Annotated in this window: 10 protein-coding genes, 2 rRNA genes and 1 other annotated feature (1 of these 13 running past the window's edge); all 12 genes read left to right on the forward strand. The window is 38.0% G+C overall.

Annotated elements, in window-relative coordinates; all coding sequences use genetic code 11:
* Nucleotides 1-117 (forward strand): 23S ribosomal RNA (locus LRP83_RS18720); the annotation flags it as partial.
* Nucleotides 118-218: 101 nt separating this feature from the next.
* Nucleotides 219-334: ribosomal RNA gene (gene rrf, locus LRP83_RS18725) — 5S ribosomal RNA — on the forward strand.
* Between the two features lie 610 nt (nt 335-944).
* Nucleotides 945-1,406 carry a CtsR family transcriptional regulator gene (locus tag LRP83_RS18730; RefSeq protein ID WP_230498234.1) on the forward strand — a complete coding sequence of 154 codons (462 nt, stop codon included), beginning with the start codon at nt 945-947 and terminating at the stop codon, nt 1,404-1,406.
* Between the two features lie 25 nt (nt 1,407-1,431).
* Nucleotides 1,432-1,980 (forward strand): protein-arginine kinase activator protein McsA, encoded by a 549-nt coding sequence (mcsA, locus tag LRP83_RS18735; RefSeq protein ID WP_230498235.1) that lies wholly within the window; start codon nt 1,432-1,434, stop codon nt 1,978-1,980.
* Between the two features lie 2 nt (nt 1,981-1,982).
* Nucleotides 1,983-3,041 (forward strand): protein-arginine kinase McsB, encoded by a 1,059-nt coding sequence (gene mcsB, locus LRP83_RS18740; protein WP_230498236.1) that lies wholly within the window; start codon nt 1,983-1,985, stop codon nt 3,039-3,041.
* A gap of 22 nt (nt 3,042-3,063) precedes the next feature.
* Nucleotides 3,064-5,496 carry an ATP-dependent protease ATP-binding subunit ClpC gene (gene clpC / locus LRP83_RS18745; RefSeq protein WP_230498237.1) on the forward strand — a complete coding sequence of 811 codons (2,433 nt, stop codon included), beginning with the start codon at nt 3,064-3,066 and terminating at the stop codon, nt 5,494-5,496.
* Nucleotides 5,497-5,680: 184 nt separating this feature from the next.
* The gene (gene radA / locus LRP83_RS18750; RefSeq protein ID WP_230498238.1) at nt 5,681-7,057 is read left to right on the forward strand and encodes a DNA repair protein RadA; all 1,377 of its coding nucleotides are present in this window, start codon (nt 5,681-5,683) and stop codon (nt 7,055-7,057) included.
* 13 nt (nt 7,058-7,070) lie between these two features.
* Nucleotides 7,071-8,144, forward strand: a complete 1,074-nt coding sequence (gene disA / locus LRP83_RS18755) for a DNA integrity scanning diadenylate cyclase DisA (protein WP_230498239.1) — start codon at nt 7,071-7,073, stop codon at nt 8,142-8,144.
* Between the two features lie 73 nt (nt 8,145-8,217).
* Nucleotides 8,218-9,303, forward strand: a complete 1,086-nt coding sequence (locus LRP83_RS18760) for a PIN/TRAM domain-containing protein (RefSeq protein ID WP_230498240.1) — start codon at nt 8,218-8,220, stop codon at nt 9,301-9,303.
* Nucleotides 9,304-9,322: 19 nt separating this feature from the next.
* The gene (gene ispD / locus LRP83_RS18765) at nt 9,323-10,003 is read left to right on the forward strand and encodes a 2-C-methyl-D-erythritol 4-phosphate cytidylyltransferase (protein WP_290369583.1); all 681 of its coding nucleotides are present in this window, start codon (nt 9,323-9,325) and stop codon (nt 10,001-10,003) included.
* Between the two features lie 27 nt (nt 10,004-10,030).
* Nucleotides 10,031-10,507, forward strand: a complete 477-nt coding sequence (ispF, locus tag LRP83_RS18770; protein WP_230498241.1) for a 2-C-methyl-D-erythritol 2,4-cyclodiphosphate synthase — start codon at nt 10,031-10,033, stop codon at nt 10,505-10,507.
* A gap of 72 nt (nt 10,508-10,579) precedes the next feature.
* Nucleotides 10,580-12,031 (forward strand): glutamate--tRNA ligase, encoded by a 1,452-nt coding sequence (gene gltX, locus LRP83_RS18775; RefSeq protein ID WP_230498242.1) that lies wholly within the window; start codon nt 10,580-10,582, stop codon nt 12,029-12,031.
* A gap of 50 nt (nt 12,032-12,081) precedes the next feature.
* Nucleotides 12,082-12,140, forward strand: a binding site (T-box leader); it runs 165 nt beyond the window's last position.

The raw sequence follows: 12,140 nt of genomic DNA on the forward strand, positions 1-12,140 counted from the left end.
ATTTCCCATAGCGTAAGCTAGTAAGAACCCTGAAAGATGATCAGGTTGATAGGTCAGAGGTGGAAGCGCGGTGACGTGTGGAGCTGACTGATACTAATCGTTCGAGGACTTAACCAAATTTTAAAAGCGATATGATTTACTTCTTCTTCTATTACATTATCTAGTTTTGAGGGAATAAAGTTTTTGCGTAAGCAAATAACATTTCCTTATGAATACAGTCTGGTGGCGATGGCAAGAAGGTCACACCCGTTCCCATACCGAACACGGAAGTTAAGCTTCTTTGCGCCGATGGTAGTTGGGGGATTCCCCCTGTGAGAGTAGGACGTCGCCAGGCAAATTAAAGAGCAACCCATTTGGGTTGCTTTTTTGTATGAAGAAAATAATAGGGTTATTGTGACAAAAATGTGAAAAAAGCGCATAATGTTGTTTTTTAGACGCATTAATGCCGAAAATAGGCGCATAACATGGACAAAATGACCCAAAGACGCCGTAAAAAGGCGCATAAATCAAGAAAAAGTCATCAGCATCTGAAAATCAGCGAATTTCTTCGCTGATTTTTTTCTGTATACCCATCCAAAATACAAGAAAACAAACGTTTTTTCCCCTGCTTGTACTAACTAATATGATAACTATGAAGGAAATAGTGGTAGGTTCACTAATTTAAATACATAAACGACCCTTTTTTTAGATTTAGGTACTGCACTAGAAGTTACCATTCCGGAAACGAAATTAATAAACGGCACATATAGTATTTTTTAAGGCAGGTAGATGCTAAGAATCAGCTCATAAATCCGAACAAAAAACTCTAAATTCCACAACAAAACGTTTCGACCTGCCCATTTTTGGCGAAAATGAAAAAAGGGGAATCATGCAAGTTGATTCTTAAATATTGATTCGTTATAATATAGTCAAAGATAGTCAAAGTCAGATTAGGAGGTGTTCGGATGAGAAATATCTCTGATATCATTGAAAGTTATTTAAAACAAGTATTAGACATTAGTGATTCTGACTTAGTTGAAATAAAGCGGAGTGAGATCGCTGATAAATTTCAATGTGTTCCATCCCAAATAAATTATGTCATTAATACTCGATTTACAATTGAGCGAGGTTACATCGTTGAAAGTAAGCGTGGTGGCGGTGGATATATCAGAATTATGAAAGTACAAACAGACGATCATGCCCATTTAATTGAACAGCTACTGGCGCTATTTGCAAACCGAATAAGCCAAAACAGTGCTGAAGACGTGATTTTCCGTCTTGTGGGAGAAGAGGTTATTAACAATCGTGAAGCAAAAATTATGATGAGTGTGATAGACCGTTCTGTTTTATATATTGACCTTCCTTACCGGGATGAATTGCGAGCAAGAATGCTTAGAGCAATGTTAACATCATTAAAATATAAATAGATTAATTTTAAGTGGGTGAGCAAACATGATTTGTCAGGAATGTAATCAGAGACCAGCTACTCTACATTTTACAAAAATCATGAATGGTGAGAAAACGGAAATTCATCTTTGTGAAAAATGTGCCCATGAAAAGGGTGAGATGTTCATGATGAATGGTACATCCGCTTTTCCTATTCATAATCTGTTAGCAGGACTTTTAAATGTAGACCATGATTTTCCGAAGCCTAAACAAGATGCTTTTCAACAGAATGAGATTCAACAATGTGATCATTGTAAGATGACTTTTCCTCAGTTTGTTAAAGTAGGGAGATTTGGATGCTCTCATTGCTATGATGCTTTTAAGGATCAGCTAAAGCCTATTTTAAGAAGACTTCATAGTGGTAACTGGAGTCATAACGGTAAGATCCCGAAAAAAATGGGTGGAAATATTCGATTACGTAAAGAAATAGAAGATAAGAAGTCTCGCCTGAAGGATTTAATTTCTAAAGAAGAGTTTGAAAGTGCAGCTGTCATACGTGATGAAATCCGTTCGTTAGAGAGACTCTTGAACATCGGGTCTGAAGGAGGGGAATAAAGGTGTCATTAGAACGTTTTTTGAGTCAGGCAATCAGCTCATGGATGAGTGAGGATGGTCCTGATTCTGACATTGTCTTAAGTTCGCGAGTAAGGTTAGCGCGTAACTTACAGGAGTACAAATTCCCAACTTTAGCTACAAATGAAGAAGCTGCATTGATTATTCAAACTCTAGAGCAAGTCATACAAGATGGCTCCCCTTTGAAGTCACTTGAATTGTTAAAAATGAATGAGCTTCAATCCTTACAAAAGCGAGTTTTAGTAGAAAAACATTTAATCAGTCCCCATTTAGCAGAGGATTCTCCTCATGCTGCGGTTTTACTATCAGAAAATGAAGAAGTAAGTATTATGATTAACGAAGAAGATCATATTCGAATACAATGCTTGTTCCCGGGATTACAATTAGTTGAGGCATTACAATTAGCTAGTCAGATGGATGATTATTTAGAACAGTATGTGAGATATGCCTTTGATGAAAAGCACGGTTATTTAACTAGTTGCCCAACAAATGTCGGAACAGGATTAAGAGCATCGGTAATGATGCATTTGCCTGGACTTATCTTAACTCAACAAATGAATAGGATTATTCCAGCTATTAATCAACTTGGGTTAGTAGTTAGAGGGATATATGGTGAAGGTAGTGAAGCGTTAGGTAATATATTTCAAATCTCCAATCAAATTACTCTAGGTAAGTCGGAAGATGATATTGTCTCAGATTTAATAAGTGTTGTTAGTCAACTAATTCTTTCGGAAAGAAACGCACGAGAAGCATTAGCGAAAACTTCTAACATACAATTAGAAGACAGGGTCTTTCGATCTCTAGGAATTTTATCAAATTGTAGAATCATTGAATCAAAGGAAGCGGCAAAGTGCTTGTCAGATGTTCGTTTAGGGATTGATATGGGTTATATAAAGGATATCTCTAAAAACATACTAAATGAATTAATGATTTTAACTCAACCAGGATTTCTTCAGCAATTTGCAGGCGGGGCACTCCGCCCAAATGAAAGAGATATAAGAAGAGCTACTTTGATTAGAGAGAGACTTAAATTAGAGAAATAATACCCGATAGGAGGAATGTACGATGATGTTTGGACGATTTACAGAAAGAGCACAGAAGGTGTTAGCTCTTGCACAAGAAGAGGCTATTAGACTAGGACATAATAATATTGGTACAGAACATATTTTGCTTGGATTAATTCGTGAAGGGGAAGGAATTGCTGCAAAAGCATTAAATGCTCTTGGTCTAGGGTCTGATAAAATCCAAAAGGAAGTAGAGAATCTGATTGGAAAAGGCCAGGATACTTCACAAACCGTTCATTATACTCCTAGAGCAAAGAAGGTAATCGAGCTTTCTATGGATGAGGCGAGAAAGCTTGGCCATTCCTATGTGGGCACGGAGCATATATTATTAGGTCTGATTCGAGAAGGTGAAGGTGTAGCCGCTCGAGTATTAAATAATCTGGGGGTTAGCTTAAATAAAGCTCGCCAACAAGTCCTACAACTACTAGGGAGCAATGAATCTGGTGGGCATCAAGGGGCAACAGCTAATGCAAATACCCCGACATTAGATAGTTTAGCACGTGACTTAACAGCGATTGCTCGTGAAGGAAGTCTTGACCCTGTTATTGGGCGTAGTAAAGAAATTCAACGGGTTATTGAAGTTTTAAGTCGCCGTACTAAAAATAATCCAGTCCTAATTGGTGAGCCAGGTGTAGGAAAGACAGCGATTGCTGAAGGTTTAGCTCAACAAATTGTGAACAATGAGGTTCCTGAAATTTTAAGAGATAAACGTGTGATGACTTTAGATATGGGTACAGTAGTAGCCGGAACAAAGTATCGCGGTGAATTTGAAGACCGTCTGAAAAAGGTAATGGATGAAATTCGCCAAGCTGGAAACATTATTCTTTTTATTGATGAGCTTCATACCCTCATCGGTGCAGGTGGAGCAGAAGGGGCTATTGATGCTTCTAATATTTTAAAACCATCTTTAGCACGTGGTGAGTTACAATGTATAGGCGCCACTACACTCGATGAATACCGTAAGTATATTGAGAAAGATGCAGCTTTAGAAAGACGATTCCAGCCTATTCGTGTAGATGAGCCAACTCTTGAAGAATCCGTACAAATTTTATACGGACTACGTGATCGCTATGAAGCTCATCATCGTGTGTCGATAACAGATGAAGCTATTGATGCAGCGGTTAAGCTATCCGATCGCTACATTTCTGATCGCTTTTTACCAGATAAGGCCATTGATTTGATGGATGAAGCAGGCTCTAAGGTTCGACTTCGTTCCTATACAACTCCTCCAAATCTAAAGGAGTTAGAGTTAAAGCTTGAAGAGGTAAGAAAAGAGAAGGATGCTTCCGTTCAGAGCCAGGAATTTGAGAAAGCAGCATCTTTAAGAGATACTGAACAACGTTTAAGAGAAAAGCTTGAAGAAACAAAGAAAAGTTGGAAAGAAAAACAAGGTCAAGAAAATAATGAAGTCACAGTGGAGGATATCGCCAATGTGGTAGCTAGCTGGACTGGAATTCCAGTGTCTAGATTAGCACAAACCGAAACAGATAAACTATTAAAGCTTGAGGAAATTCTCCATTCTAGGTTAATTGGCCAAGAGGAAGCAGTAATAGCGATTTCTAAAGCTGTTCGCCGAGCTCGTGCTGGTTTGAAGGACCCTAAGCGTCCTATTGGTTCTTTTATCTTCTTAGGCCCAACAGGTGTAGGTAAAACAGAGCTTGGTCGAGCGTTGGCTGAAGCGATGTTTGGTGATGAGGATGCGATGATTCGTATTGATATGTCCGAGTACATGGAGAAGCATTCCACTTCTAGACTAGTAGGTTCGCCTCCAGGATATGTAGGCTATGAAGAAGGTGGACAATTAACGGAGAAGGTTCGTAGAAAGCCTTATTCCGTCATACTGTTAGATGAGATTGAAAAGGCTCACCCAGATGTATTCAACATTCTACTTCAAGTACTTGAGGATGGTCGTCTGACCGATTCTAAGGGTAGAACGGTCGATTTTAGAAATACAGTCTTAATCATGACGTCAAATGTTGGGGCTCAGTCACTTAAGAGCAATAAATATGTTGGGTTTAATATTCAAGATGGCGAACATAGCTACAAGGATATGAAAGGGAAGGTGATGGAGGAGCTGAAGAAGGCATTCCGCCCTGAATTCCTAAATCGTATTGATGAAATTATTGTTTTCCATGCATTAGAGAAAAAACATCTTAGAGAGATTGTTACGTTAATGTCCGATCAATTAGTAAAACGTTTGAAAGAGCAAAATATTGATATTGGCTTAACGGAAGCGGCTAAAGATAAAATCTCTGAAGAAGGATACGACCCAGAATACGGAGCACGTCCATTACGCCGAGCAATTCAAAAGCATATTGAGGATCGATTATCTGAAGAGCTACTAAAAGGTAATGTATTAACTGGACATCAGGTTTTAATTGATGTGGAAGACGGTGAGTTTGTCGTCAGAACTGCCCAACCAACTGAAAGCTAAACTTAAAACGAGACTGAGGTACACGAATGACACAACTCGTGTACCTCTTTCGTTTTTTGAGGAATGCTTATTTTGTCCTAATCTTCTACTCTAAAAACAAAAAAGCGTCTTAATCATTATAATAAAATAAAATATTATCATAAAAATGATCAAAACTTGGTAATTTAAAGAGAGGAAGAAATATATGGCAAAACAGAAGACAAAATTTATGTGCCAGGATTGTGGGTATGAATCTGCTAAATGGATGGGAAAATGCCCAGGCTGTGGCGAATGGAACAAGATGGTCGAGGAAATCGAGCGAACTGGGCAAAATAGGAGAGGGGCATTTGCTCATTCGAGTCCTGATAAATCGATGTCTAAAGCGCAACCCATTACATCCATTGTGACAGAAAATGAGCCTCGAGTTCAAACAAAGTTAAACGAATTGAACCGTGTTCTCGGAGGAGGTGTCGTTCGTGGTTCTCTAGTTCTAATTGGTGGGGATCCAGGAATTGGGAAGTCAACATTATTGCTTCAGGTTTCATCACAATTAGCGATTCTTAATCACCGTGTCCTTTATATTTCTGGTGAGGAATCTTTACGACAAACGAAGCTGCGCGCGGACCGTTTAGGTGTGATGTCAGAGAATTTACTAGTTTATTCTGAAACAAATCTAGAGGACATCAATCAAACGATAGAAGCGATGACTCCTAACTTTGTTATTATTGATTCCATTCAAACGATATTCCATCCGAATGTTACTTCGGCACCTGGTAGTGTTTCACAGGTCCGTGAATGTACAGCTGAACTGATGAGAATTGCTAAAACAAAAGGAATTGCTATATTCATTGTCGGACATGTAACAAAAGAAGGTTCAATTGCCGGTCCGAGACTTTTAGAACATATGGTCGATACGGTTCTTTATTTTGAAGGAGAAAGACATCATACATATCGAATTTTACGAGCAGTTAAAAATCGGTTCGGTTCTACTAACGAAATGGGTATCTTTGAAATGAAGGAATTCGGTCTCGAAGAAGTGGAAAATCCATCTGAAATTTTTTTAGAAGAGCGTTCTAAAGGGACGGCTGGATCGACAGTAGTTGCTTCTATGGAAGGAACTCGACCTGTGTTAGTTGAAGTTCAAGCGTTGATTTCTCCAACTAGCTTCGGAAATCCAAGACGAATGGCAACAGGAATTGATCATAACCGCGTTCCTCTTTTAATGGCTGTTTTAGAAAAACGAATGGGAATGCTCCTTCAGAATCAGGATGCTTATTTAAAGGTAGCGGGTGGGGTAAAGCTTGATGAACCAGCCATTGATTTGGCCATAGTGGTTAGTATAGCATCTAGCTTTCGAGATAAGCCGACAAGACCAACGGATTGTATTGTAGGAGAAGTAGGTTTAACTGGGGAAGTAAGAAGGGTATCAAGAATAGAGCAGCGTGTCCAAGAAGCAGCAAAGCTAGGATTCCTTAGGGTCATTCTCCCGGCTAATAATCTAGGTGGCTGGAAGATTCCTGCTGGCATCGAATTGATTGGAGTTTCAACGGTAGCAGAAGCTCTTAAAGCGACATTAGATTAGGAGGAACCAATAGATGGATCCAAAAAAGCAAAGCGATAAGAAAAAGAGTGAGGTTTTACAATTTGTGGCCCCAGGTACACCGATTCGTGATGGGATAGATAATGTACTCCGTGCTAATACAGGTGGACTCATAGTTCTAGGCTATAATGATAAGGTGGCACAAATAGTCGATGGTGGCTTTCAAGTAAATTGTGTATTCACTCCAAGCTTTTTGTATGAGTTAGCCAAAATGGATGGGGCAATTATTTTAAATGAACAAGGTAATAAAATACTAATTGCTAATGCCCAGCTAGCTCCGGATTCAGCTATTCCTTCGTCTGAGACAGGTATGCGTCATCGTACAGCTGAAAGGGTCGCTAAGCAAACGAAGGCCCTTGTCATTGCTATTTCCCAACGTAGAAATGTTATTACCTTGTATCAAGGGAATTTTCGTTATACGATTAAAGATATTGCCGTAAATTTAGCAAAAGCTAATCAGGCACTTCAAACGTTAGATAAGTATAAAAATGTATTAGAACAAGCTATTACGAACCTAGGTATTCTTGAATTTGAGGAGCTTGTTACATATGGGGACGTTCTCCAGGTATTGAGACGAGTTGAAATGGTACAACGTATAAAAAATGAACTGTTAAACTATTTGAATGAATTAGGTATAGAAGGTAGATTAATTTATCTTCAAATGAACGAGCTATTAGCCGATATGGAAGAGGAAGCAGCACTTGTGATAAAGGATTATGCAAATGATCGAAAAATTGACCATCAACAAGTACTTTGTAAATTCCAGGAGATGACTCATGAAGAAGTGATTGAAGATTCCTTTTTCTTAAAGCAACTTGGACATTCAGGCTATGTTCATTTAGATGAATTTATCTGTCCAAGAGGCTATCGCATGCTTCATAAGGTACCAAGATTACCAGTAATTATTATCGAAAACCTTATTAATCGATTTCAAACCCTACCACATATAGTTTCAGCTACAGTTGAAGAATTGGACGATGTCGAGGGAATTGGGGAAGTACGTGCTAGAAAGATTAAAGAAGGCTTACAGTTAATCAAGGAGCAATTATTTGCGGACAGACAACTATAATAGTTAAAATATTACTGGATAACACGTTTCAAACGATTGAAATTGTTTATAATGGTTATAAGGAGGTGAAGGAATGTTAAAACGTGTTGTGCAGGCATGCTTCCTTATTATTGGAGGTACTCTAGGGATATTTTTAATCCCTGATTTGCTAAGATTAATAAATCTTGATCACATTCCTCTTTTGAATAATGGATATATTTCAGCTGTTTTAGGTGCAATTATTTTTTATTTTATTACTTTTTGGGCAATCGATTACGTTGTTGATTTCGTAAAATGGGTAGAAGAATCCTTACTGAAAGTTCCTATTACTGATGTTCTATTTGGGAGTATCGGTCTTATTTTTGGTTTGTTCGTCGCCTTTTTAATCGGTTTCGCGCTTAATGCGATTCAAGTTCCAGTTGTTAATACAGTTGCGCCAATCATCCTTACGCTTCTATTTGGATACTTAGGATTTCAGGTAGGGTTTAAAAAACGCGATGAATTATTGAGTTTGTTTGGGAATAAAGGACGGAAGAAGTCTGGTGAAGAGGAACAAGAGAAACTGGACAAACATTCCTTTAAAATTCTAGATACGAGTGTTATTATTGATGGTCGAGTAGCGGATATTTGCCAAACCGGCTTTTTAGAAGGGACAGTTGTCATCCCTCGTTTTGTCTTAGAGGAATTACAGCATATTGCTGATTCATCAGATGCTCTAAAAAGAAATCGCGGAAGAAGAGGATTAGATATTTTAAATCGAATTCAAAAGGAACTATCCGTGAAAGTTGAAATCCATGAGGTAGATTTTGAAGATATTTCAGAAGTGGATAGCAAGCTTGTAAAATTAGCAAAATTATTAAATGGTTATGTCGTAACGAATGATTTTAATTTAAATAAAGTATGTGAGCTTCAACAAGTTGGGGTTTTAAATATCAATGATCTCGCAAATGCAGTAAAGCCAGTGGTATTACCTGGGGAAGAAATGAGCGTTCAGGTAATCAAAGATGGTAAGGAGTATCATCAAGGTGTTGCCTATTTAGATGATGGAACCATGATTGTTGTAGAGGATGGCAGAGAATTTATTGGGAAGCGAATAGATGTTCTTGTGACAAGTGTACTCCAAACCTCTGCTGGAAGAATGATTTTTGCAAAGCCTAAATTATTAGAGAAAGCATTATAGGAGTTAGGGGTTATTTTTTATGGTGTATCAAGTCATTCTACCTGCTGCAGGTATGGGTAAGAGAATGGGTGCGGGCAAAAATAAGCTATTTTTAGAATTACAAGGAATTCCTGTATTTATTCATACATTGCGTACTTTCAATTCTGATAATCAGTGTCAAGAAGTCATTATGTCGGTTCATCCTGATGATCAAGTAGAAATGAATCATCTAATTAAGAAGTATCAAATTGAAAAAAAGGTAACCTTTGTATCGGGTGGAACAGAAAGACAACATAGTGTTTATAATGGTTTAAAGAACATAACGGTTGACGGAATTGTGCTTGTTCATGATGCGGCAAGGCCATTTATTCAAAAGGATCTTATTGCTGAATTGGTAGAATCAGCTGAAAACTTCGGAGCAGCTGTTGTGGCAGTTCCTGTTAAGGATACGATTAAAAAAGTGGCAAATGGAATGGTTATAGAAACTGTGGAACGTTCTAGCTTGTGGGCAGTTCAAACCCCACAAGCTTTTCGTATTCCGTTACTATATAAAGCCCACCAACATGCTGAAAAAATGAGTTTTTTAGGGACCGATGACGCAAGTTTAGTAGAGTTTTTAGGTGAAAAGGTCGCTATTGTTAAAGGGGATTACAATAATATTAAGCTAACGACCCCTGAAGATTTATCGTTTGCGAATGCTATTTTATCTGGCTTAATATAAGCTTTTTAGTTGAAGGGAGTTAATGAAATGTTTAGAATTGGGCAAGGGTTCGATGTTCATCAATTAACTGAAAATCGACCATTGATTATTGGTGGAATTACCATTCCGTATGAATTGGGTTTGTTAGGTCACTCAGATGCAGACGTACTTTTACATACTGTAGCGGATGCTTGTTTAGGTGCGATTGGTGAAGGGGATATCGGTAGACATTTTCCAGATACTGATCCAGAATTTAAAGATGCAGATTCAGCTAAGCTTATGGAGCAAGTATGGGAAATTGTAAAGGAGAAAGGCTATCGTCTAGTAAATATCGATTGCACCATTATTGCCGAAAAGCCAAAAATGGCTCCATATATTCCGCAAATGCGTGAACGAATTGCTGATTTACTAGAGGCAACTGTTGATCAAGTGAATGTTAAGGCAACAACTACTGAAAAACTTGGGTTTACTGGTCGAGGAGAAGGAATTGCTTCTCAAGTAGCGGTATTACTACAAAAAGTGTAATGAAATTCAGGCACAATATGTTAAAATATATGGGCAATTAGCCAATATTATTTTTTGGGAGGATTCATAAATATGTCAAGCGAGGTTCGCGTTCGTTATGCACCAAGTCCGACGGGACATTTACATATAGGAAATGCACGTACAGCTCTTTTTAACTACTTATATGCACGAAATAAAGGTGGAAAATTCATCATTCGAATCGAAGACACCGATAAAAAGAGAAATATTGAAGGCGGAGAAGAAAGTCAACTAAAATATTTAGCTTGGTTGGGTATCGATTGGGATGAAAGTGTAGATGTTGGCGGAGAGTACGGTCCTTACCGTCAATCGGAACGTAATGATATTTATGAAACATACTACTCTCAACTGTTAGAAGAAGGAAAAGCGTATAAATGCTACTGTACTGAAGAAGAACTTGAAGCGGAGCGGGAAGCTCAAATTGAGAAAGGTGAGAACCCTCAATACTCTGGGAAGTGTCGCCATTTAACTACGGAGCAAAAAGCGGCTTTTGAAGCAGAAGGTCGTTTACCAAGCATTCGCCTTAAAGTCCCGGCTAACAAAATTTACTCTTTTGAAGATATGGTAAAGGGTAACGTTTCATTTGAATCTGATGGAATTGGCGACTGGGTAATGGTTAAAAAGGATGGAATTCCAACCTATAATTTCGCCGTTGCCATTGATGATTACTTAATGAAAATCACCCATGTACTAAGGGGAGATGACCATATTTCTAATACACCGAAGCAATTGATGGTTTATGAAGCTCTTGGCTGGGATGTTCCCCAATTTGGTCACATGACTTTAATTGTTAATGAAAGCCGTAAAAAATTAAGTAAGCGTGATGAGAGTATCATTCAATTTATCGAACAATATGAAGAGTTAGGCTATTTGCCAGAAGCCTTATTTAACTTCATTACGTTATTAGGTTGGTCACCATCGGGTGAGGAAGAGATGTTCACAAAGGAACAATTTATTGAGATTTTTGATGCAAATCGTCTTTCAAAATCACCAGCTTTATTCGATAAACAAAAACTTACTTGGATGAATAACCAATACATTAAAAACTTAGATGTAGATAAATTGGTAGAAATATCATTACCGCATTTAATCAAATCTGGTCGTCTTCCAGAGAAATTATCTCCAGAGCAAACAAGCTGGGGACGTCAATTAATTGCTTTATTCCAAGAAAAAATGAGTTTTGGGGCGGAAATCGTGCCATTAACAGAATTATTTTTCCAGGATGAAGTAAACTATGAAGAAGAAGCAAAAGAAGTATTGGCTGGAGAACAGGTGCCTGAGGTTCTGCAAGCATTTGCCAATGAGGTCGAATCCCTATCAGATTTTAAAGCAGATGAAATTAAAGCTGCAATGAAAGCTGTTCAAAAATCTACTGGTCAAAAGGGTAAAAATTTATTTATGCCAATTCGCTCTAAGTTAACAGGTCAAACTCATGGGCCAGACCTGCCTGAGGCTATTTCTCTATTAGGGAAGGAAAAAGTTCTTGCACGTTTGAGACAATTATAGTTAACATTTTTAGCGATTTGTAATATAGTAAAAGTATTATAAAAGTATATGTGAAAATGTTGATGAGGAAGAGTAAGGAAATGAAGCTTATTAGAGAGAACCATCACCG

Source organism: Pseudoneobacillus rhizosphaerae (genome assembly GCF_917563885.1).
In the GTDB taxonomy this organism is placed as follows: Bacteria; Bacillota; Bacilli; order Bacillales; family Cytobacillaceae; genus Pseudoneobacillus; species Pseudoneobacillus rhizosphaerae.

Excerpts from the sequence above, each read along its gene's own strand:
- LRP83_RS18730 (WP_230498234.1), top strand. The coding sequence starts at position 945 with ATGAGAAATATCTCTGATATCATTGAAAGTTATTTAAAACAAGTATTA.
- mcsA (WP_230498235.1), top strand. The coding sequence starts at position 1,432 with ATGATTTGTCAGGAATGTAATCAGAGACCAGCTACTCTACATTTTACA.
- clpC (WP_230498237.1), top strand. The coding sequence starts at position 3,064 with ATGATGTTTGGACGATTTACAGAAAGAGCACAGAAGGTGTTAGCTCTT.
- radA (WP_230498238.1), top strand. The coding sequence starts at position 5,681 with ATGGCAAAACAGAAGACAAAATTTATGTGCCAGGATTGTGGGTATGAA.
- disA (WP_230498239.1), top strand. The coding sequence starts at position 7,071 with ATGGATCCAAAAAAGCAAAGCGATAAGAAAAAGAGTGAGGTTTTACAA.
- LRP83_RS18760 (WP_230498240.1), top strand. The coding sequence starts at position 8,218 with ATGTTAAAACGTGTTGTGCAGGCATGCTTCCTTATTATTGGAGGTACT.
- ispD (WP_290369583.1), top strand. The coding sequence starts at position 9,323 with ATGGTGTATCAAGTCATTCTACCTGCTGCAGGTATGGGTAAGAGAATG.
- ispF (WP_230498241.1), top strand. The coding sequence starts at position 10,031 with ATGTTTAGAATTGGGCAAGGGTTCGATGTTCATCAATTAACTGAAAAT.
- gltX (WP_230498242.1), top strand. The coding sequence starts at position 10,580 with ATGTCAAGCGAGGTTCGCGTTCGTTATGCACCAAGTCCGACGGGACAT.